The 20,766-nt window shown below is 35.5% G+C and carries 24 protein-coding genes; 6 read left to right on the top strand and 18 right to left on the bottom strand.

The window, feature by feature from the left end:
* Positions 1 to 15: 15 nt before the first annotated feature.
* From N0K80_RS04470 to N0K80_RS04445, 6 genes are all read right to left on the bottom strand, one after another.
* Positions 16 to 675, bottom strand: a complete 660-nt coding sequence (locus tag N0K80_RS04470) for an ABC transporter ATP-binding protein (protein ID WP_269023907.1) — start codon at positions 673 to 675, stop codon at positions 16 to 18.
* A gap of 21 nt (positions 676 to 696) precedes the next feature.
* Entirely contained in the window at positions 697 to 2,154 is a 1,458-nt protein-coding gene (locus N0K80_RS04465) for an ABC transporter permease (RefSeq protein WP_269023906.1), read from the bottom strand.
* 152 nt (positions 2,155 to 2,306) lie between these two features.
* Positions 2,307 to 3,176 (bottom strand): DegV family protein, encoded by an 870-nt coding sequence (locus N0K80_RS04460; protein WP_269008275.1) that lies wholly within the window; start codon positions 3,174 to 3,176, stop codon positions 2,307 to 2,309.
* Positions 3,177 to 3,241: 65 nt separating this feature from the next.
* Positions 3,242 to 3,604: a fluoride efflux transporter FluC gene (locus N0K80_RS04455; RefSeq protein ID WP_269023905.1), complete on the bottom strand. Its 363-nt coding sequence runs from the start codon at positions 3,602 to 3,604 to the stop codon at positions 3,242 to 3,244.
* Positions 3,601 to 3,996 (bottom strand): fluoride efflux transporter CrcB, encoded by a 396-nt coding sequence (crcB, locus tag N0K80_RS04450; protein WP_269008271.1) that lies wholly within the window; start codon positions 3,994 to 3,996, stop codon positions 3,601 to 3,603. Before crcB ends, N0K80_RS04455 begins: the two co-directional genes overlap by 4 nt.
* Before the next feature lie 109 nt (positions 3,997 to 4,105).
* Positions 4,106 to 5,194: a DUF871 domain-containing protein gene (locus tag N0K80_RS04445; protein ID WP_269023947.1), complete on the bottom strand. Its 1,089-nt coding sequence runs from the start codon at positions 5,192 to 5,194 to the stop codon at positions 4,106 to 4,108.
* Positions 5,195 to 5,532: 338 nt separating this feature from the next.
* On the opposite strand from N0K80_RS04445, the gene N0K80_RS04440 reads away from it, so the two are divergent.
* Positions 5,533 to 6,273, top strand: coding sequence for a hypothetical protein (locus N0K80_RS04440; protein ID WP_269023904.1), 741 nt, complete (start codon positions 5,533 to 5,535; stop codon positions 6,271 to 6,273).
* A gap of 53 nt (positions 6,274 to 6,326) precedes the next feature.
* On the opposite strand, the gene N0K80_RS04435 is transcribed toward N0K80_RS04440, so the two are convergent.
* The 10 genes from N0K80_RS04435 to larA form a co-directional block, all read right to left on the bottom strand.
* Complete coding sequence (locus N0K80_RS04435; protein ID WP_269023946.1) at positions 6,327 to 7,193, bottom strand: NAD(P)-dependent oxidoreductase; 867 nt, start codon at positions 7,191 to 7,193, stop codon at positions 6,327 to 6,329.
* Positions 7,194 to 7,309: 116 nt separating this feature from the next.
* A complete protein-coding gene (gene trxA, locus N0K80_RS04430) occupies positions 7,310 to 7,639 on the bottom strand; it encodes a thioredoxin (protein WP_112250742.1) in 330 nt (109 codons plus the stop codon).
* Positions 7,640 to 7,657: 18 nt separating this feature from the next.
* Positions 7,658 to 8,395, bottom strand: a complete 738-nt coding sequence (locus tag N0K80_RS04425) for a TerC family protein (protein WP_146342689.1) — start codon at positions 8,393 to 8,395, stop codon at positions 7,658 to 7,660.
* A gap of 123 nt (positions 8,396 to 8,518) precedes the next feature.
* Positions 8,519 to 9,349 carry an ATP-dependent sacrificial sulfur transferase LarE gene (gene larE / locus N0K80_RS04420; RefSeq protein ID WP_269023945.1) on the bottom strand — a complete coding sequence of 277 codons (831 nt, stop codon included), beginning with the start codon at positions 9,347 to 9,349 and terminating at the stop codon, positions 8,519 to 8,521.
* 25 nt (positions 9,350 to 9,374) lie between these two features.
* Positions 9,375 to 9,710, bottom strand: coding sequence for a hypothetical protein (locus N0K80_RS04415; RefSeq protein WP_057973994.1), 336 nt, complete (start codon positions 9,708 to 9,710; stop codon positions 9,375 to 9,377).
* Between the two features lie 17 nt (positions 9,711 to 9,727).
* Positions 9,728 to 10,441 (bottom strand): MIP/aquaporin family protein, encoded by a 714-nt coding sequence (locus N0K80_RS04410; protein WP_057973995.1) that lies wholly within the window; start codon positions 10,439 to 10,441, stop codon positions 9,728 to 9,730.
* Positions 10,442 to 10,443: 2 nt separating this feature from the next.
* Complete coding sequence (gene larC2, locus N0K80_RS04405; RefSeq protein ID WP_186726283.1) at positions 10,444 to 10,881, bottom strand: nickel pincer cofactor biosynthesis protein LarC2; 438 nt, start codon at positions 10,879 to 10,881, stop codon at positions 10,444 to 10,446.
* A gap of 35 nt (positions 10,882 to 10,916) precedes the next feature.
* On the bottom strand, positions 10,917 to 11,693 hold the full coding sequence (larC, locus tag N0K80_RS04400) for a nickel pincer cofactor biosynthesis protein LarC (protein ID WP_269023903.1): 777 nt from the start codon (positions 11,691 to 11,693) through the stop codon (positions 10,917 to 10,919).
* A 14-nt stretch (positions 11,694 to 11,707) separates the two neighbouring features.
* Complete coding sequence (larB, locus tag N0K80_RS04395; RefSeq protein ID WP_269023902.1) at positions 11,708 to 12,454, bottom strand: nickel pincer cofactor biosynthesis protein LarB; 747 nt, start codon at positions 12,452 to 12,454, stop codon at positions 11,708 to 11,710.
* A 12-nt stretch (positions 12,455 to 12,466) separates the two neighbouring features.
* Positions 12,467 to 13,741: a nickel-dependent lactate racemase gene (gene larA / locus N0K80_RS04390; RefSeq protein ID WP_146342725.1), complete on the bottom strand. Its 1,275-nt coding sequence runs from the start codon at positions 13,739 to 13,741 to the stop codon at positions 12,467 to 12,469.
* 296 nt (positions 13,742 to 14,037) lie between these two features.
* Here larA and N0K80_RS04385 point away from each other — a divergent pair, with 296 nt between their 5' ends.
* The 4 genes from N0K80_RS04385 to N0K80_RS04370 are packed head-to-tail and all read left to right on the top strand — an operon-like array spanning position 14,038 to position 17,250.
* Complete coding sequence (locus N0K80_RS04385) at positions 14,038 to 14,703, top strand: Crp/Fnr family transcriptional regulator (RefSeq protein WP_269023901.1); 666 nt, start codon at positions 14,038 to 14,040, stop codon at positions 14,701 to 14,703.
* A 14-nt stretch (positions 14,704 to 14,717) separates the two neighbouring features.
* Positions 14,718 to 15,719 carry a cobalt transporter CbiM gene (gene cbiM, locus N0K80_RS04380; RefSeq protein ID WP_146342684.1) on the top strand — a complete coding sequence of 334 codons (1,002 nt, stop codon included), beginning with the start codon at positions 14,718 to 14,720 and terminating at the stop codon, positions 15,717 to 15,719.
* Entirely contained in the window at positions 15,697 to 16,509 is an 813-nt protein-coding gene (locus N0K80_RS04375) for an energy-coupling factor transporter transmembrane component T (RefSeq protein WP_269023900.1), read from the top strand. Before cbiM ends, N0K80_RS04375 begins: the two co-directional genes overlap by 23 nt.
* A gap of 15 nt (positions 16,510 to 16,524) precedes the next feature.
* Positions 16,525 to 17,250 carry an energy-coupling factor ABC transporter ATP-binding protein gene (locus N0K80_RS04370; protein WP_269023899.1) on the top strand — a complete coding sequence of 242 codons (726 nt, stop codon included), beginning with the start codon at positions 16,525 to 16,527 and terminating at the stop codon, positions 17,248 to 17,250.
* A 47-nt stretch (positions 17,251 to 17,297) separates the two neighbouring features.
* Here N0K80_RS04370 and N0K80_RS04365 read toward each other — a convergent pair whose 3' ends face one another.
* Positions 17,298 to 17,663: a winged helix-turn-helix transcriptional regulator gene (locus tag N0K80_RS04365; protein ID WP_057974003.1), complete on the bottom strand. Its 366-nt coding sequence runs from the start codon at positions 17,661 to 17,663 to the stop codon at positions 17,298 to 17,300.
* Between the two features lie 131 nt (positions 17,664 to 17,794).
* Here N0K80_RS04365 and N0K80_RS04360 point away from each other — a divergent pair, with 131 nt between their 5' ends.
* Entirely contained in the window at positions 17,795 to 18,976 is a 1,182-nt protein-coding gene (locus N0K80_RS04360) for an MFS transporter (protein WP_269023898.1), read from the top strand.
* A 50-nt stretch (positions 18,977 to 19,026) separates the two neighbouring features.
* On the opposite strand, the gene nhaC is transcribed toward N0K80_RS04360, so the two are convergent.
* The gene (gene nhaC / locus N0K80_RS04355; protein ID WP_146342680.1) at positions 19,027 to 20,397 is read right to left on the bottom strand and encodes a Na+/H+ antiporter NhaC; all 1,371 of its coding nucleotides are present in this window, start codon (positions 20,395 to 20,397) and stop codon (positions 19,027 to 19,029) included.
* Between the last annotated feature and the right edge of the window lie 369 nt (positions 20,398 to 20,766).

Raw genomic sequence — 20,766 nt, 5'->3', positions numbered from 1 at the left:
TAGACACTCTCTTTTTTAGTTCATTATTTGAAACTGACGATCTTTTAGAACATATTGTACATCGCACATTTGAGCGACATCTGGTTCGTGAGTAACGATAATAACACATTTACCTTGAGATTTAGCTAAGTCTTGTAGTAGTTCAATAATTTCCTTTGTATTAGCCTCATCCAAATTACCAGTTGGTTCATCTGCAACGACAAGTCGCGCATCACAACACATCGTTCTGACAACAGCGACTCGCTGTTGTTGCCCACCAGAAAGATGTTGGACGTTCTTCTTTGCCATTTCTTCATCAATACCAACTTTCTTCAACATTTCAATCGCATAATCTCTGTCACCTGCATGTGATGCCCCAGTGATGGCCATTGCCGTCATTAAATTTTCCAATGCCGACATATAACTGAAAAGGTTATACGATTGAAAGACAATTGAAACATCTTTATTTCGATAACGTGTTAACCCAATTTTATTAATCGCCTCACCTTCATATAGTATTTCTCCAGACTTAGGCTTATCTAACCCCGCAATTAACGAGAGAAAAGTTGTTTTTCCTGATCCACTTCTTCCGACAATAGCATATGATTTACCTTTTTCAAAAACTAAGTTAACATTTTCAAATAATGGGTTATCCTTATTTTCATACCAATAGGCAATATCTTTAATTTCAATCATGTAATCAGTCCTTTCTGTTATTTATGAAATCAATATTTTTTTAGGTTCGAGTCGTAGAATACCGAATGATGCCAGCATAATTGAGATGAAGATAATTACGAGTCCCATTCCACCTAACTCTACTAAATCTTTAACACTAACTGTTGTACTTAAGTTTTTTAATTTTTCCGATTTAGTCGCTTGTCCCATCGTACCGCTCGGAACCGAACCACCCGGTCCTCCTTTAGTTCCACTTAGTGCTCCTCCTTCAGTATTTCCACCAGGACCGCCTTGCATATCACTTGAAGTTGACGAGATTGTAGCTGTTGTTGTTTGCTGACTGATTAACTGATCACCGACAACATTACCGACAAACTTGCCACCAATACCTGCAACAACCAATGACACAATTAATACCATAAACATTTCAACAAAAAATTGTGCAATCACTTTCCAGCGTTTTTCGCCTAATGATAATAAAACCCCAATTTCGTAACGGCGCTCCCTAATCATTAATATAACAATCAAGGCAAGGATAATAGTTCCCGCAACCGCCACCAATACAACAATCTTTTGTGCAAAACTTTTAACATTATTTAAAGGTGTCAGCATTGATTGGTACGTACTATCATTCGTTGACATTGAAAATTTAGATGTATTAATTAGTTTTTTAGCAGCCTTAGTAAAGTCTGCCGATTCTGCCGGGTTGCTTAATGTATACACAACAGAGTCAACAGTTCCTTTATATTTACTACCTTTTAACGTATTCGCAAATGTGTATGCCGTGTAAATTGTGTTGGATGGATCATTAGCACCTGGTCCACCTACATTTGCAGAACTAGTCGAACTTGCTTTGTAAATTCCGACAACTTTTACTTTATATTTTGTGCCACTCGTAGATTTCATCGTGATTGTATCACCCGTTGAAATCTTATTAGTAGAAGCAAGTTCTGTCTCAATCACAACATTTTTTGTATTTAGATCACTTGCAGTTAAACCACGACCTTTGGTTATTTTTGCACCATTAGAACTCAAGGCACTCGCAGTTGAGCTGACACCTGAAATCGTTAAATCTCCGGTTGATGCCGCTGATTTCATTTCTTTTCCACCCATGCCACCCTGATTTGAATCTGACGTTGTAATGGCGTCGAATGAAGAAGCGTTCGCAGTCGTTGACGTTGTTAGACTGTAGCTTTTTACATTACTTAATACACCAATCTTTTTAGCTGTTGAGACTTCTACTCCGGCTAAATTCAGTGATGGTTTTGATTTCGTTGAACTTGATGCTTTCATATCACTAAAAGCCTTGTCACGATTAGCCGCTAGCGTAACCGTTGCGCCCGCACTTTTTTTCGCATCATTCGCCGCAGTTGTTGCTGCATTTTGAATGATTAAACCCGCTAGTACGAATAACATAATTGCCGACATAACTAAAACAAGTAAAAAGGTACGTCCTTTTTTTGCCTTAATATTTAATAAAGCGCGTTTAAAAAAATTCATTTTTATTTCCTCCATATCCTCATGAGTTATTTGATAAAAATAAGCATAACTAATAAATATGAATTATTTTTGACTATTATCGGAATATTTTTGTTATATATACAAAAATAGGTTTATTCTGAATATTAATTCAGAATAAACCTATTTGATATTTAATCTATTAAACTTTCCCAATTTCTCGACCAGATTAATCCTAAACATTTTTCGCCAGTGTGGACGCCAACAAGAGGTCCAATATATCCCGATTCAAAACGCATATCAGGAAAACTGGTTCTTAAATCTTGTCCCCATTCAGCCTGAAGATCTGGATTATTTGCATCAATTAAATCAATACGAACTGGATAATCCAGCGAACGTGTTGCTTCTGCGAACTGAGCTTTAATTTCCGAGTAAGCATTCTTCATTTTACGTTCCTTACCAATTGCGATAATTTTACCTTCTTTATCAAAAGTTAAAATCGGTTTAATTTTTAAAATATTACCTACGAATCCAGAACGATTTGATAATCGTCCGGTCCTCATCAAATGATTTAAGTCATCAACAACAAAAAGAACGTGCGTTGTTTCTCTTAATTCAGTTAATTTAGCCATAATTTCGGTAACATTTTTATCTTTTCCAGCCATTGTTGCAGCTAATTGAACCATGTTCCCCATTCCCGCACAGTCAATTTTAGAATCAAAGACATGGACTTTAATTGAAGTAACTGAGGGCGCAAAAGCCTCAAGGTTACCCACTAAACCACTAATCCCCGATGATAAGTGAATACAAATGACGTCGGTGTATCCTTCAGCAGCAAGTGCCTCAAATTTTTCCTCCATCTCACCCATTGATACTTGTGAAGTCGTTGGTAGAACATCTTCTGTTTTTAATAATTGATAAAATTGAGTTGCCGTTAAATCGGCATTTTCATGATAAACATGATTTCCAAATAATACTGGGTTATTGACTACTTTAATATCTAATTGTTCAACAATCTCGTCTGCAAGATATGCCGAACTATCTGTTAATACAGCAATTTTCATTATTTCACATCCCTATTTTTACTATCCTATCACATATTACGGTTGAATACCTTGAATCTCATCATTTACGCACCTAATTGGCGACCAATAACTAATCCTAACAAAGCCATTAATCCACCAATAAGATAACTCGCTAATAAATAAATCATAAATAATGATATCTTTTGATTCTTAATCAACTTAATTAATTCAAAATTATAAGTTGAGAATGTTGTAAATCCGCCCATTGTTCCCGTACCGAGTAGGACAAGCATTGGACTTGTTAGATTCAGACCCGTTAGAATTCCCAAAACAAGGCTACCTACAAGATTAATTATTAATGTTCCAGCTGGAAATCGGTCAGTTAAAAATTGATTACTTAAATTTGTTATCCCGTATCTGAGCATTGCGCCAATTGATGCACCAACACCCACTAATATTACCATCATAAGTTATCACCTTGCTTTCGCCAATCGCCCACATGGTTTCCGAATGAGTAACCAACTAGAGTTAACAACAAGCCGCCAACAATCGTTGTTAACCCATAAATCAGAGCGTACCACCATTGTTGCGTTTCAATTAATGTTACGGCTTCTAAGCTATAAGTAGAAAAAGTGGTAAACGCTCCAATAAATCCTGTCTTCATACCTAAGGTTAACCATTCGGGAACTTTCTCAGTTACCTCAACGTACTGAACTAAAAACGCTAAGATAAAACAACCAACTAAGTTAATTATCAAGGTCCCGAGAGGAAATCCATCAGGTTTTATAACTGCTAACCCAAGTAAGTATCGACTTATCCCACCAAAGAAAGCAAATATTGCAACAATTATATAATTCAAATTTAATACCTTCTTATTTAATTTACATTTAATCTCTCTATTTTACCGAAATTTCCAATTAATACCAAATTAAAATGGACCGCTAGAAATTATCTAGCGGTCCATCAGGTTAATCTTGGCTTAATTTAAACTGACTCCAAGGTTTCAAGAAATCAAGTAAAAATAGCTCATCGTCTGTGATATGACCGACGACATTTACGCGCCCATCATTTTTCATTTCTTTCAGCGCAATTTGCGTTTCGCCTTTATACTGTCCATATCCTTCATTATCAATTAAAACGTCACCGCGTTTAATTTGGACTGTATTGTGTGCCGGAAAGTCTTTATCTTTATAAACAACTCGTGTCATTGTTGAACGTAGGATATAAGCAGACCGATCTCCACGATAACTATGTACATTATCTAATAAAACAGTCCGTTCAACTTCAGTAATATCCGGAACAGTTTCAATCTTAATTGTTGGATAGTTGGCATTAAATGCATCCGCTGCTGCCTTTAGTTCTTTTTCTGAGGCATACGCGTTTGCGATAATCACATCGTCAATTAAATCTATCATCACCATGTGCTTAACTTCTGTTGCAATATCTAAATGACGGTGGTCTTCTAACGTACATAATCCATCTGCGGTTGGCCATGGTCCAAAAGTTGCTGAATTGGCATTCACGAAAGCCGCTGTATTTAAATTGTATTTTTTAAACTTTTCGCTGCAAGCAACGAAAAAATTATACTCTAATCCTGTGTATTCATGTGGATAAAAATTATGTGAACCTAATAAGTTTTCCCTTTTTGGTGAGTAACTCATAATGTTATCCACATAGTTAGTCCCAGAACTCATATTAATCTCAATTTTTAGATCATATGGGTTGCGGGTCATTGCAGCTTCTTCTGCACCGGTGAATCCTAAATCTAGGCGAACGCCGTAAGCACCCATATCATCAAAGAATTTTAAATCTTCATAGCTAATATTTAATTGTTCAAATAAATCAGGGTTAATATCAACCATCACTTCCATACCAAGTTGATTTGCGTATGCAACCGTCTTTTTGAATTCTGCTAACACCTTGTCTTTTCCGTCAGTCACTTGTAATAAGCTTGTAAATACTCGCTTATACCCATATTTACTTGCTAAGTCTAAGTATGCCGCATCCTCATCAAAGTTTGATCGTTCTGGATAAATCGAAACGCCTAATTTTCCCATCATTATTCCTCCTAAATAGTATTAAGGTCTATACCAATAGTATAAAGGTTATCCCACGCGATTGAAAGCGCATTCTAAAAATAATTTCAATTAAATCTAAAGAATTCATTAATGTTAAGGTTATTTTAAGCTTCATGTTGTATATTGAACTTATCCCAAAACAACATAAATAACTAACCTTTATACTTTTTCATTTCTCCTCCAAAGTAATGAAAGAGAGAGCTAATTTATTAGCTCTACAACTTACTCCCTAGAGACTGCCTTCCCAGCAGTCTCTTTTTTTGTTTCTAAATATGAAGGGTCATGTTAAAATTTTAGTCATAAAGGAGAACTCAATAATGACAACTATTTATACAATTATTCAACTCATTCTCCTCAGCGTGGGACCGCTTCTCATAGCCGCATACTCATTAACCGCCGTAAATAATAATACAAAAAAACAATTATCAATAAATCAACAACTGTACTTAGGTTCAATCGGTATCATTATTCATGAATCAAGTCATGCAATCATGGCATTTATCTTTGGTTTTCGAATCGATGAAGTTAAACTAATTAAACGACCTCATCCAGAAATTGGTGATAACTCGCTTGGCTTTGTTCGTTACTACTCCCCATCAAATCTACGGGGCAAGATTGGCGGTGCAATGACCGGAATCGCACCAATTATTGGATGTTCCATTGCCATCATTGGTCTTTTTTCATTATTATTGCCGCAATCATTTAATTTACTAGTAGAGATGGTCACTAACCAACAGTTCAACGGCTCATTGTTTTCAAAATTATTAACCTCATTATTCCAAAATTGGTCATCACACCTTATTCTGTGGCTAGCCATCACAATATCTATTACCGTTGGCGGTTTCGATCTTAGCTCGGCCGATAGAACAGGATTTGGTCTAGGATTCAGCTTATTAGCCTTTTTAAACGTTATTCTTTACTACGTATTTTCCCTGTTTAACCAACAATCATTGATTATGACTTTACTATTAACTATTGCGGGGCCAATTATTTTCGTCACTATTTTAATGTTATTCTTACTACTCGTGACTAATTTAATTGTTAAATCACTTAAATAGTTATAATAAAGACGGCATCCCCTATATGGAGATGCCGTCTTTATTTTTATCACTTATTTCCACCACAATTTAATTAATGCTTGCGTCCCATCATTACCTAAATTAGCTTCATCCACCAATTTCTCGTATAATCTTTTAGCTTCTTTTGTCGATGGTAAATCGATATCCATCTTTTCCGCTTCATCCAATGCGATTCGTAAATCTTTAAGAAAATGTTTTGCGAAGAATCCTGGCGTATAATCGTCTTTTAAGATTCGTGGTGCGTAATTTGCTAAACTCCAGTTCGCAGCACTACCACCACCGACAGTCTTAATAACACTTTCCAGGTCCAAGTTTGCAGCTTTTGCGTAAACTAATAACTCGGTCATCCCCGTCATTGTTCCAGCTATCATAATTTGGTTAGCCATTTTAGCGTGTTGTCCTGAACCATATCCGCCAAACAAGGCAATTGTTGTTCCCATCTTTTCAAAAATAGGTTTCACTTGTTCATAGATATCTTCATGTCCACCAACCATAATTGTCAGTTTTGCATTTTTAGCACCAATATCACCACCGGAAACAGGTGCATCTAATGCAAATAACTCATGACCCTCTGCGTAATCACCAATTTTTTTAGCTAATGTTGGTGTGCTTGTTGTCATATCTACCACGATTGATCCTTTTTTAGCACCCGCAAAAATACCATTCCCTTCAAAGTAGATAGTATCTACATCTGTGGGAAACCCGACCATTGAAAATGTGATATCACTTTGAGCCGCAACTAATTGTGGTGAATCAGCCCAAATAGCACCTTGGCTAACTAACGCATCCGTTTTTGATTTCGTTCGATTAAATACCCTTACTTCATAATCCGCTTTTAATAGATTACTGACGATTGCTGCACCCATAACGCCAGTTCCCACAAACCCAATTTTTTTCATCATAATTCCCCTTTTCAATAATTTCTTTTAGTATGCGCCTTAAAAATTTTAACTGCCATTAATAACACATGAGTTTAACAAAAAAACACCACAAATTAATTTGTGGTGTTACTTGCTTAAACTGTTTTATTTTGTGTTATCTTCTCACTTAAATACGCCGAAAATTCACTTTTATCATGGTATCCGACAACCTTTTCAATTGCTTTACCGTCTTTAAAAAGTAAGAAGCTAGGTATACTCATAACATCGTATTCTAATGCCGTTTCTTTATTTTCATCAATATTCAATTTTACAAATTGGATATCGGCTTTAAATTCTTGTTCTAATTCATCAACAACTGGTGCCATCATTAAACAAGGACCACACCATGGCGCCCATAAATCAACAATCGTTAACCCTGACTTTGTATATTCAGTCATCGTTTGATCCGTTACTTTTGTTACCATTTCGTCGTCCTCATTTCGTTATTTTTTATTTTGAATATTGTACATATGCACCAAAGTTGTCAGTATAACGGCTCCGAAAACAATTCCAGCAAACAGAATTGATGAAATCTCAATCCCAATTTGCGGAATTGAGACAAATAACTTCACCGCAATTAAGGCTATCAGCATATAAGCCATCGACTCTAATTCTGGCACAACCTTCATCAATTTCATGATTAATGTTGCAATTCCCCGCATCGCTAATATTCCGAACATCCCACCAATTAAAACAACGACTGGATTAGTTGAGATGGCAAGGGATGCCAAAACGGAATCAATCGAAAAGACAATATCCATCATCTCAATTGAGATAACAACTGACCAAAATAATGAAAAAGGGCCTTTACGTCCATTACCTTTTTTCTCTACTTTAGGTTTTGGCGTTTTAATTTTTGAGAAGAAGTAATGACCTGACAGGTAGATAAGATACCCCGCACCAATAACTTTAATTTCCCAAAAATCAATTAAAAATGTACCAATTCCAATAATGATGAATCGGAATATGTAAGCACCCCATAATCCATAAAATAACGCTTTTTCTTGTTCCTTTTTACTTGGTAATTTTTGTGTTTGGGCTGCTAATACAATGGCATTATCCACCGATAACAGACACTCAATTACTGCTAGTGATAGGATAATCATCCAATCACTACTTGATTCAACAACTGTTTTCCAATTGTTGATGTCAAAAAATGGTCCATATAAGTTTGCTAGCATTTAAGTCTCAGACTTTCTTTTAATAATTTTTGTGAATAAGTGTAGAAGGCTATTATACAACAATTTAGACATTATGCAAAAAGGGCAATAGACGTTTGTCTACCACCCTTTTTGCTTTAAAAATTAAGCGTACATTTTTAATTGTTTGTCAGAAAGCACTTGATTCATACGGCCACTTTTAAATCCTTTAAGATCCATCGTAACGTATTTAAAGCCTAAGTCGATTAATTTTGCATTTACGTCTTCATTCAAAGCGAGTAATCCATTTAGTTGTTCAGCAGGAACTTCAACACGAGCAACATCTCCATGGAATCGAACACGAACAGTTGTAAACCCTAGACCGCGAAGATAATGTTCAGCATCCATTACCAACTTAATATTATCTAACGTTAATTTTGTATCGTATGGAAATCGTGATGATACCGAACATGAGGCCACTTTATTCCAATTATTTAAATTTAGTTTTTGTGCTAACTCACGTACATCGGTTTTATAAAGATCTGCATCCTGTAAGATACTCTTAGCGTTAGCTTCGTCTCTGGCTCTTAAACCAGGTCTAAAGTCACTATTATCATCCATAATCATACCATCTAAAACGGCATCATATCCTTTTTCTAAAGCAATTTTATTCAATGCATCATAAAACATTTTTTTAGAATAGTACCAGCTATCAGGGGTGTTGTTACTGATATGAATATCTGATAAATAATTTAATTCAGTGCCGTAAACAGTTGCGCCCATTTCTTCAGCAAGCGTAATTGCTTTATCGTATTCTTCATCTGTAAATAATTCAGAATTAGCAATAACAGCTAAAACATTTTCTTTACCAAGCGTTTTTAGAGCCATTTTCAAAACCAAGGTACTATCAATTCCACCTGAAAAGGCAACAATTACCTTATTCATTTTTTTAAGATTAGCCACAATTGCTTGTTCTTTTTCATCAATAGTTGTCATTATAATTTCTTCTTTCATTGTTTTATTATTTTATTTGTGTTGATAACTCTGTTAATTGATTATACTGTTCTTTTAATACGTCATCCGTTGTCCACTGGATACTATCAATATTACTAATAAAATCATCATTTAATTTATTCGTACATTGACAAATAGTTTCATTGATTGACTCATAATTACTTTTTAATTCATCGGATAATGAGGCATAAATATTTTGAATTAACGTAAATTCCGAATAACTCTCTTCTAGTAATGCTAGTTTAGTAGCCGTTAAAGATGTCGAAAATATTGCTCGATTATATAGATTTAATAATCTTTCGAATGAGTCTTTATATAAGCTCAATTGCATATCAGTTTTCATATTTTACCCATCCCCTATTAAATATTAAAGTATGAATGCATAAATAATGCCGCAACCACACCACCACAAATTGATCCAAGACCAGGAGCAACAAGCGCATATTTCCAATCACTAGTTGCTTTATTTTTAAATGGAATAATAGAATGCGCTAATCTTGGACCCCAATCACGAGCAATATTCATTGCGAAACCTGTTGTACCACCAAGTCCCATACCAACGGCCCAAGTTAAGATACCAACAGCAATTGGCACAACGCCGGCAGTTTTTATTTCTGAGATTGCTAAAATTGAACCGATAAAAATAAATGTAGCCACAAATTCGGCAAAGAAGTTACGTGGTAAATTTCTAATTTCTGGTGCTGTACTAAAAATATTACGAATAGCAGTTGGACTGACTTCACCCTCAGATGCTTTGAATTGATCTTTATACATTACGTAAACAAGTAATGAACCACACATACCACCAAAAACTTCTGCTAATGATAGTGGAATAAGTTGGATCCATGGTGTGTTTCCTAAAATACATTGTGCCAAAACCATTGCTGGGTTTAATGACACGCCGCCGAATACAAATAATGCTACAGTAATACCAAATCCCCATGTTGTAACAACAAAAATATCACCTGAACCACGATATTTTGACCCTTTTAAAACGTTATTACAGAAAACCCCTGTCCCAAACACACACATTAAACCTGTTGCTAAAAACTCTGAAATCATTTGATGCATCATTATTAAATTACCTCTTCTTTATTTTTTTGCCACTCATTTGAAACCAATTGATAGACCTCTGCTAAAGATAATTGATTTTCTTTAGCAATTTTTTCACAATCGTCATATTCAGGACTATATTTTTTAATTTCTTCATAAGTCGCTATTTTTATACCCACAACACCATATTCCGTTTTAACAGAATCAAAATGTCTTTTCATAATTGTTCGATTGAGTGTTTGGTAGCGAACACCCAATGTACTTGTATACTTTAAAAATAGTTTTGTGATTTTTTCTTGATCCAAAGGATTACATAGTGCAGTCACCTTGTAAGCCGGACGATTTTTTTTCATTTGAATTGGCGTGAAGAAAGCATCATAACTTCCTTCACTCATTAATTTTTTCATTAAATAACCTAATTCTTCACCCGTTTGGTCATCAATATTCGCCTCAATACTCATCACAGAATCGTCATTTTGGTCAATGACTTGTGAACTTAGTTTTTTTTTTCGAGTAGTAGGACACGCAGTGCGTTAAAGCCCCCCGTTTCTCTCTTACCAAATCCATAGCCAATTTTTTCTACGGTTAATTCACTTGGTATTTCACTAAATTCTGACACGATATTTTTTACAATACCCATTCCGGTTGGCGTAATTAATTCCGTATGAATTGACGCATCTTGTTTGATCGGTATTTGACTACCAACTCGCATCTGCATAACGGCTGGCACTGGCACTGGCATTCTACCATGTGCAACATCGATAAATCCGCTACCATCCGTTAAAGTAGAAGAAATAACTTTGTCTACATTTAATAAATCTAATGCCACAAAACAACCGACAATATCCACAATTGAATCTAATGCGCCAACTTCATGAAAATGAATCTCAGAGATTTCAACATGATGAACGACCGCCTCTGCCTTTGCAATTTCAGTGAAGACATCGCTTGCTTGTTCTTTAATCGTATCTTTCAAATCACTATCATCAATGATTTTTAATATATCAGCTAGATGTCTCACGTCATGATGGTGATGGTGCGCGTGATCTTCAACAAATCCATGATCTTTTTCACCATGATGCATATGAACATCAAAACTAGTTCCAAATATGCTACTTTTTGAAATTTTTTTATTTTCTAGGTCATAGCCGGATACGTTTATTTTAGCTAATTCTCTTTTAAACTCTTCAAAGTCGATTCCTAAATCAAGTAAAGCTCCAATGAACATATCGCCGCTAATACCTGAAAAAGCATCTAAATATAATGTATGCATATTTTTGTTCCCTTCTATAAATGATTCATCATGCTTGCCGAATATCCCGCGCCAAAGCCATTATCGATGTTAACAACGGTAATTCCAGATGCACAGCTATTTAGCATCGTTAAAAGTGGCGTAACGCCTCCAAAACTAGTACCGTAGCCCACACTTGTTGGTACTGCTATTAGTGGCGAATCGATTAGTCCACCTACAACACTTGCTAGTGCACCCTCCATCCCGGCAATCACAATAACAACTTTTGCACCCTGAATGACATCAAGACGGTTAAAAAGTCGACTAATTCCCGCAACACCGACGTCATACACGCGCTCTACCTTGTTACCATAAGTTTCAGCTGTAATCGCTGCTTCTTCTGCAACATCCATGTCTGATGTACCAGCCGTTACAATCGCCACATAACTTTCGGTTGTTGGTATTTCATGATTTGTAACGGTCACGCATCTCGCTTTTTCAAAATAAACGGCATTTTGATTAGACTCTTTGATGATTTCGAATTTTTCTTTTGAAATACGAGTACCTAATATATTCAATTTATTTTGAGCCATGACCTGCATAATACCAACGATTTGTTCCGCTGTTTTACCTTCTCCGTAAATAACCTCGGGGTACCCATTCCGTTTTTCTCGAGCTAAATCAACTTTAGCGAAGTCGAGCTCTGCAAAACCAGAATTGTTAATTTTATCCATGGCGTCTGTGACATCAGCTCGGCCAGATGCAACTTCCATTAATAAATCTTTCAAATTGTTTTGTTCCATTTTTATTTTCCTTTATTTAACGATAACGCCTAAACCATCAGGGATAACTGCAACTTTAGCGTCCGCGCCTTCAATTGCGTATGCCATATCTAGTGCCTCATCAATTGTTTTAGCTAATTTCATATGCATGTCTGCAATCAACTTAGGATCAACCAAATCTGAGACAAAAATGACATCATGATTAACTAAAATTCTTGCTAATATTTGCGATGTCCATTGATCAGGAACCGTTTCTGTTTTCGGCGTATTAATTGCTTTATCCAAAAATTCTTGAGGGTCTTCACAGTCGGCAATGTTATGGTAAAAACCTTCTCCACCATGACCGTCACGAGAACCGGCAACCATAATGATAATACCGTGTTCCTTATTCGTAGCCTCAGCGGATGTCATCCCCTTAACTGCTTGATAAATATTTTGATCTAGAGGGTAGCCACCGTTTGTTGAAATCGTGATATCACTTTGCACTTTTGGTACTTCTGATAAGCGTTTAACAAAAGCACATCCTTCAGCATGTGCTTCCTCCAAATCACCCGCAAAAGAACCTATAATTTTTTTGTTTTCATCTAAAACAACGTTAATAATAAATTGTAAATTGGCCGTTTTAGCGGCGTAAACCATATCTTTATGAATAGGATTATGGCTAATATTCCCCGTTCTTGCTTTAGGTGAATTAATAAATGGTCCTGAATGGTTAGCTAAAATTGTTTTATATGAAGCAACACCAGGTAAAACGGATTTACGACCACCTGAAAATCCGGCAAAGAAATGAGATTCAATAAACCCTTCTGATAAAAGTAAATCAGCTTCTACTGCCACTTTGTTAACGATACATTCACCACCTGAGGGTAATGTACCGATTTTTGCCATTGAAGAATCATCTTCAGAGTTATGAATCACGATTTCTTCATTTGCGACAATATCTTCACCATACTTATCAACAAGTTCTTCATGTGTTGATGCCCTATGGAATCCTGTAGCAACCAAAATCCGAATTCTGGCATCTGGTGCCACCGATCGAATTCTTCTTAATAGGATAGGTGTAATAATTTTTGAAGGTACTGGGCGAGTATGGTCTGAACTAATGATGACAATATTTTTTTTATCTTTTGCTAACTCTTCTAGCTTAGAACCGCCAATTGGGTTATCTAATGACCGCTCAACTGTTTCTTCCTCAGTTAGTTCGTTATGATATGTTGCAGCTTCTGAAACTAATTTTCCGGCAAAATTCTTATCTGCGATGTTCACCGTAATCATCTTTTTATCATATGGTAATTTTATTGATACCATTTTATGTGTCATTTCCTTTCCCTATGCTTGCTTTTATAACATTTGAATTATATCGTGAGTTACAAATTTAAACTCACTCTTTTGGCGTTGTTATTTTATGCAATTAATTATTGTCTACATTTGTATCCTTTAAATCAGTCGTTTTTTGTCACCTTTTGGCTCTATACTTTTGTTATGCAATTAGAACTACATGAATGTCAACAAATGTGTACAATTGTGATATAGACTTTTTTCACCTTGTCATACGTTAAAGATCAGCGTTATTTGTAAATAAATATAAAATTAAGGTGGCCCCCATGGTATTAACTGATATTGAGTTTCTGATGAACTATTTGGAAGAAAAAAATGTACCTACAATTACTAAGAAGAGACACAATTATCTAACGTACAACGGTTTAGAAGAACGCTACACATACATATTAAAAGAAGGGATCATCAAAAATAGTATTATCTTACAGGATGGTCGCGAATTTAACTTGTCATACATTGCTAAGCCAGATGTTATTTCCTTATTACGCGATGAAGTTTCTAAATATACATCTTCCCCATTTAACGTTCGTATTGAATCAAAAGAAGCAACCTTCTATAGAATAGATCGCGTCACTTTTTGGGAGTATGTTAATTCAACCATCGAATTACAAAATTACGTAAAGAATTATTATCGGAAAAAACTTTCAGAAAATATTTATCGCTCACAACGAATGATTATGAATGGTAAAAAAGGTGCCATCTGTGCTTTCGTTTACAGTCTCATCGATTTGTTTGGTAAACAAATTAGTAATGGTATCTTAATCGACTTTGATATCACTAACGAGGACATTGCAAATTTCTGCGGTATCTCCTCCAGAAGCAGTGTAAATCGAATTCTGGTTGAGCTGGAGAAAGAACAAGTTATTTCAAAAATAAAACGAAAAATTGTTATCACTGATATCAGTTACCTCTTAGATTTCATCGCAAACTAATAAAGGAGATTCTCATGCATATTCCAGATAATTATCTTAGCCCTCAAACTTGTATAACCATGTTTGTTGCCATGGCACCAGTTTGGGCAGTATCTATTTCAAAGGTTAAAGTTCAAATTAAAGAAAAAAAAGAAACTGTTCCATTGTTAGGAATCGCTTCTTCTCTTTCTTTTTTAATTATGATGTTCAATTTACCTGTACCGGGTGGTACCACAGCCCATGCAGTTGGTGGCACGCTACTCGCAATATTGTTAGGGCCCTGGGCCGCCTCCTTATCGATTACAGTTGCCTTATTATTGCAAGCACTCTTATTTGGAGATGGTGGTATTTTAGCCTTTGGCGCCAATGCATTTAATATGGCTTTCATCATGCCTTTTGTTGGTTACTTCATTTATTCCTTTTTTAAACGTTTTAATCGAGAAAAAATAGGTGCTTTCATTGGTGCTTATATCGGAATTAATTTAGCCGCATTAATTGTGGCCGTTGAGTTAGGTATTCAGCCACTACTTTTTCAGGACCAGAGTGGCAATCCACTTTATGCTCCTTACCCACTCTCAATTTCGGTACCCGCAATGGCACTAACCCATTTGCTCGTTGTCGGTTGGGTTGAGGCTATTTTTACTGTCCTAGTCTTCTCATTTGTAAAGAAAGTCTCTCCTAACTCTATTTATTTAGCCGGAAATCAACCACAATCAAATGTTAAAAAAATGTTATCTCGCTTTTATCTTATAATTGGTGGACTAATTGTGTTATCACCGCTTGGTTTACTGGCTTCAGGAACGGCTTGGGGCGAATGGAGTGCATCAGATATTTTACCCACGCTCACACAAAATGGACTTAAGGCTCACATGCCTGCTGGAATGTCACATGGCCTAGATTTCAAACCATTCTTACCTGACTATTCACTATTCGGCGTGTCTCTACCGCTTGGTTATATTTTTTCAGCCTTTTCGGCAGTCATTATTTTCGTTATTTTATTTAAGCTGGTGACACATGAAAAATCAAAAATATCTTAATATGCCTGATTGGTTATCCTCACCGGAGAACTATTCACCCGTAAAACAAAAAAATTCTTTCTTACAACAAAATAGAGGTAGGTTACTAAATCTATTGAGTCTATTTTCAGATAAAACAAAGACGACCTCTCAACCATTAAATCGACAAAACTCATTTATTCAACTTTTAACAACAATTACTTTAATTTTATTAACTTCTCTTTCAAGAAATATATCATTTATTTGGATCGTTTATATGTACCAATTTCTTCAAATTGCCTTGTTGCCAAAATCAAATATGTTAACGATATTAAAACGAATTCCGATTAATTTAGTTTTTGTTCTTTTATTTATCCTGCCAAGTCTTTTTTTAACGGATACGAAAACTGTTATTTTTTTCATACTCAAAACAAATTTAATTTTAATAATCGTTTCATACTTTATGAATACAAACACATTTTTTGATATTATAATCGTTTTAAAAAAATGTTATTTTCCAGATGTTATTATTTTTATTATCGATATAACCATTAAATATTTAAAAATATTATCTGAATCACTCTACGCTATGACTTCAGCAATGGAATTACGATCAGTTGGCGTTAACAGGCATCAATATCAGTCTTTATCAAATCTATTTGGTAGTCTGTACCTCAAAACAAAAAGTACAGCTTTAGAAATGTACAGTGCAATGGAGGCTCGCGGATTTACTGGCGACTATCGTTTTACTCGTACAAAACAAAGACTTAATTTGTCTGATATCACACAAACCTGTATCACTATTTTTTTAATTACACTTTTTTTTAATTAGAGTAGGGGGCTCATTATGTTTTCATTTTCAAATATACGTTATGGTTATACTGACAAACTTAGCTTGAATAATATTAATCTATCCATTAAAAAAAATGAATTCGTTTGTCTATTAGGCCCTAATGGTTCTGGTAAATCTACCCTTTTTAAATTATTGAATGGTTTAATTTATCCCAGTGATGGTCAGTACACTTTTAACAATCAACAAATTAACGCTCACTTTTTTAAAAATTCGGTAAATGCTAAAAAATTTCATCAACAAGTTGGATTTGTTTTTCAAAATAGTGATGTTCAATTATTCAACACAACCGTTTATGATGAAATTGCCTTTGGACCAAGACAAATGGGCTTTTCTGAGTCAGAGGTTAATAAACGCGTAATGGATTGTCTAACCTTACTAAACATAAAAAAATTAGAAAATCGTGTTCCTTACCATCTTTCTGGCGGTGAAAAAAAATTAGTCGCAATTGCCAGTGTGCTATCCTTAAATCCAGACGTATTAGTTTTGGATGAACCACTCACAGGTCTTACGGCTCAGGCCCAGGAGAATATCATTTCAATTATGCAAGGACTACATAATTCTGGGAAGACAATCATTATGTCGACACACAATTTTACCCAGATCAAAGATTATGTGACCCGTTTCATCGAATTCTCGGAAAATCATACTATTGCCTTAGATGCACCAGCTAAACTTGTTTTAACTAATTCTGAGCTAATGGCTCATTTGGCCTCAATGTAAAAAAGACGCTAACATTATCTAAAATAATGTTAGCGTCTTTTTTGATATTACGAAACTTTATCCCTATTCATCAAAACAACATGTTGGTTATCCTCATTTAATCGATCAATATGTTTCTCACCCCAAACGCATAACTTGTTTAATATCAGACTCAAAGACTCACCATACTCCGTCAATTGGTAGTCGACCTTTGGCGGTACTTGTTCATAAATGTGTCTCGAAATAATTCCATCTGACTCTAGTTCGCGCAATTGTTGTGTTAACATCTTCTGTGTAATATTCGGAATGGCGCGTTTTAATTCGCTAGTTCTTCTTTTTCCACCACGTAAATGACATAAAATAATTGTTTTCCACTTACCACCAATCACTTCCAATGTTGCCTCAACGCCAATATTATATGTTTTATTCTCCAATATAATCCTCCTATGGGTACTAAAAAGTGCCTATGGCACTTTTTAGTACGTTCTTGCCATTTAAACTCGTACACGTATAATCATAAATTGTAGCATTATTTCAACAAAAATCAAGGAGGCTTTACACATTCATGGCAAAAAAACATATATCTCCATCTTTAACACTTCTAGCATTAGCAATTAGTGCTTTCGCAATTGGTTCGACTGAATTCATTAGTGTCGGCCTCATTCCATTATTAGTCAAAGACTTTGGTATCTCATTAAGCCAAGCAGGATTAACCGTTTCATTGTATGCCCTTGGCGTCACAATAGGTGCACCCTTATTAACTATTATGACTGGTCAATTTGATCGTAAGAAACTACTCCTTAGCATTATGGGTCTTTTTATTATTGGTAACTTAGTTGCAGCATTTGCACCAACTTTTCTTATTTTATTAGTTGGTCGAATCGTTTCTGCACTTGCTCATGGTATCTTTATGACAATTGCATCTGTTATCGCAGCTGACGTTGTTGAACCATCAAAACGTGCCAGTGCTATCTCAGTCATGTTCACTGGTTTAACTGTTGCGACCGTAACTGGTGTTCCACTAGGTACCTTTATTGGTCAGCATACAAGTTGGCATGGATCATTTATTTTTATTAGTATCATTGGTTTAATCGGTTTGATAGCTAACTTTTTCCTTGTACCAGATGGTTTACCCATCCCAGGTAAATCTGATGCCCATGGCTTCATTCGCGTTCTTAAAAATAAATATTTATTGATCACATTACTACTAACAGCTTTAGGTTATGGCGGTACGTTCGTCGTTTACACGTATATCACACCACTTCTCCAAACCTCAATGGGTTATAGTGAAAGTGCTGTTGTTATTATCTTAATTGTCTACGGTTTGATGGTTGCTCTTGGAAATACAATTGGTGGGCGTCTAGCAAACCACAGTCCACTTCAGGCCCTATTAAAAATGTTTATTGGTCTTGCGATTGTATTATTCATTCTTTTCTTTACTTCAAAACTATCAATTTTAGGTTTATTAACCGTTATGGCATTGGGTCTTTTCGCCTTTATGAACGTTCCCGGTCTGCAGTTATATATTGTTCAATTAGCTGAAAAATATACACCTAAAGATATTACGCTAGCATCATCGCTAAATATTTCTGCGTTCAATGTTGGTATTACATTGGGATCCTTAATTGGTGGACAAGTTGTTTCTAAGCTTAGTTTAGGAATGACCCCACTTTTCGGAACAGTAATGGTTTTGATTGCTATTTTTATGACCATGTACCTAATTAAACTCAATAAAAATGAAAAATAATTAAAAACGAGCGATACCGAATTTCATATTCGATATCGCTCGTTTTTAGTTTAAGCTTTCTTTTCTTTCAAACCGATTCCCGTCCAGCCACTGATAATTGAAAAAACTGGAGACAATAAACTAAAGAAGACAAATGGTAAGTAGTCTAACGTTGGAACACCAAGTGTGCTTGCCGCAAACGCACCAGCAACACCCCAAGGAATCAAGTAATTGATCACTGTCCCACCATCTTCAAGTGCGCGACTCAATGCCAAGTTATCCAATTTAGACTTATCAAAAGCGGGTTTAAATGCTTTCCCGGGTAAGATAACTGATAGGTATTGTTCCCCAACGAATAAATTGACCCCAATTCCGGCAAATATAGTTGCTGTAATCAATTTACCGGATGAATTCAAGCGTTTTACTAAAGGTTCCATAACAACTTGAATGATATTAAAGTTCATCAATAATCCACCTAAAGTTAACGTTAAGATAATTAATGAAACAGTTCCCATCATACTTGAAACGCCACCTCTAGTTAACAACATATCCACATTCGCATTACCCGTTTTGGAAACAAAACCTGATTGAATTAATGTCGCAATGGTTTGCAAGCTCGTATGTGGTTTTTGAATAAATAACATCACTAACGATACACCAATGTTGATAAATAACGTTGGAATCGCTGGGATTTTTAACCATGCGCAGACAAACATTAAAATAATTGGTAATGCGGCCCATGCTGTAATTGAGAAGTGGCTAGATAAGATTGAAATCGTCTGACTAATCTTATCCATATTTGCTTCCGAACTACCACTTCCGAGTATGAAGTATAGAATCAAAGAGACCACAAAAGCAGGAATCGTTGTCCACATCATATTTTTAATATGTTTGAATAAATCAGACTCCCCAATAGCTGCGGCTAAGTTCGTTGAATCAGATAAAGGTGACATTTTATCTCCGAAGATAGCGCCTGAAATAATTGCCCCTGCAACTAATGCAGGGTTAACGCCCATTGTCATTCCCATCCCAAACAATGCAATTCCAACAGTTGAAATCAAGGTAAATGCACTTCCTATTGATAGTCCGATAATTGCACAGACTACAAAGACCGAAGGAACAAAAAATTTAACACTAATTAAGTTAAAGCCCCAGATCATTAAAGTTGGAATAATTCCTGCCGCAATCCAAGTTGCGATCAATGATCCAATCAAGATAAAAATAAAGATGGGAATTAATCCAGTGCTCATTCCGTCTTTAATCCCTGCGTGAACTTCTTCCCACGAAAAATGACGTATTCTGGCCCATAAAATCAACAAACCAATAACCAACATTACTGGCGTTTGTGGTGATAATCCAAACTTGATAACGCCGAATCCCATAATAATTAACATGCCCATTAAAACACTTGCTGCTTCTGTAAACGATAATTTATTTTTCATTAGTAAACACTCCTATTTTTTAGTCGGTTCTAGTATTTATCATGAAAAATTTGATATCGAACCTTACTCCAATTTATATTTTGCATTTTTATTACCCCTTTTCTGGACAAAAAAAGTCCCTGATACAATATTAAATATTGTATCAGGGACGACTCTAGCCGTGGTACCACCCAGTTTATTTGAGAACACAAATTCTCACTCACTAGATGATAACGGTTCTAGATATTTATCCGATATTTAAATAACGTTAACGTATTTGGTCCGTTTATCCTGATTGGTTCGCATCACCCACCAACTTTCTGACTCCCAGATAAAGAACTACTTTTGTGTTAACTTCATTTATTAAGTTGAATGAATCTTAACATGCTG

Origin of the sequence: Dellaglioa carnosa (genome assembly GCF_026948345.1) — a bacterium.
Taxonomy (GTDB): domain Bacteria; phylum Bacillota; class Bacilli; order Lactobacillales; family Lactobacillaceae; genus Dellaglioa; species Dellaglioa algida.
The sequence above is the reverse complement of the archived record's forward strand: the minus strand, read 5'-3'. Positions and strand labels throughout refer to the sequence as shown.

What these genes read in the sequence shown, in the direction of transcription:
- N0K80_RS04470 (WP_269023907.1), bottom strand. Translation starts at nt 675, where the DNA reads ATGATTGAAATTAAAGATATTGCCTATTGGTATGAAAATAAGGATAAC.
- N0K80_RS04465 (WP_269023906.1), bottom strand. Translation starts at nt 2,154, where the DNA reads ATGAATTTTTTTAAACGCGCTTTATTAAATATTAAGGCAAAAAAAGGA.
- N0K80_RS04460 (WP_269008275.1), bottom strand. Translation starts at nt 3,176, where the DNA reads ATGAAAATTGCTGTATTAACAGATAGTTCGGCATATCTTGCAGACGAG.
- N0K80_RS04455 (WP_269023905.1), bottom strand. Translation starts at nt 3,604, where the DNA reads ATGATGGTAATATTAGTGGGTGTTGGTGCATCAATTGGCGCAATGCTC.
- N0K80_RS04445 (WP_269023947.1), bottom strand. Translation starts at nt 5,194, where the DNA reads ATGGGAAAATTAGGCGTTTCGATTTATCCAGAACGATCAAACTTTGAT.
- N0K80_RS04440 (WP_269023904.1), top strand. Translation starts at nt 5,533, where the DNA reads ATGACAACTATTTATACAATTATTCAACTCATTCTCCTCAGCGTGGGA.
- N0K80_RS04435 (WP_269023946.1), bottom strand. Translation starts at nt 7,193, where the DNA reads ATGAAAAAAATTGGGTTTGTGGGAACTGGCGTTATGGGTGCAGCAATC.
- trxA (WP_112250742.1), bottom strand. Translation starts at nt 7,639, where the DNA reads ATGGTAACAAAAGTAACGGATCAAACGATGACTGAATATACAAAGTCA.
- N0K80_RS04425 (WP_146342689.1), bottom strand. Translation starts at nt 8,395, where the DNA reads ATGCTAGCAAACTTATATGGACCATTTTTTGACATCAACAATTGGAAA.
- larE (WP_269023945.1), bottom strand. Translation starts at nt 9,349, where the DNA reads ATGACAACTATTGATGAAAAAGAACAAGCAATTGTGGCTAATCTTAAA.
- N0K80_RS04415 (WP_057973994.1), bottom strand. Translation starts at nt 9,710, where the DNA reads ATGAAAACTGATATGCAATTGAGCTTATATAAAGACTCATTCGAAAGA.
- N0K80_RS04410 (WP_057973995.1), bottom strand. Translation starts at nt 10,441, where the DNA reads ATGATGCATCAAATGATTTCAGAGTTTTTAGCAACAGGTTTAATGTGT.
- larC2 (WP_186726283.1), bottom strand. Translation starts at nt 10,881, where the DNA reads ATGAGTATTGAGGCGAATATTGATGACCAAACGGGTGAAGAATTAGGT.
- larC (WP_269023903.1), bottom strand. Translation starts at nt 11,693, where the DNA reads ATGCATACATTATATTTAGATGCTTTTTCAGGTATTAGCGGCGATATG.
- larB (WP_269023902.1), bottom strand. Translation starts at nt 12,454, where the DNA reads ATGGAACAAAACAATTTGAAAGATTTATTAATGGAAGTTGCATCTGGC.
- larA (WP_146342725.1), bottom strand. Translation starts at nt 13,741, where the DNA reads ATGGTATCAATAAAATTACCATATGATAAAAAGATGATTACGGTGAAC.
- N0K80_RS04385 (WP_269023901.1), top strand. Translation starts at nt 14,038, where the DNA reads ATGGTATTAACTGATATTGAGTTTCTGATGAACTATTTGGAAGAAAAA.
- cbiM (WP_146342684.1), top strand. Translation starts at nt 14,718, where the DNA reads ATGCATATTCCAGATAATTATCTTAGCCCTCAAACTTGTATAACCATG.
- N0K80_RS04375 (WP_269023900.1), top strand. Translation starts at nt 15,697, where the DNA reads ATGAAAAATCAAAAATATCTTAATATGCCTGATTGGTTATCCTCACCG.
- N0K80_RS04370 (WP_269023899.1), top strand. Translation starts at nt 16,525, where the DNA reads ATGTTTTCATTTTCAAATATACGTTATGGTTATACTGACAAACTTAGC.
- N0K80_RS04360 (WP_269023898.1), top strand. Translation starts at nt 17,795, where the DNA reads ATGGCAAAAAAACATATATCTCCATCTTTAACACTTCTAGCATTAGCA.
- nhaC (WP_146342680.1), bottom strand. Translation starts at nt 20,397, where the DNA reads ATGAAAAATAAATTATCGTTTACAGAAGCAGCAAGTGTTTTAATGGGC.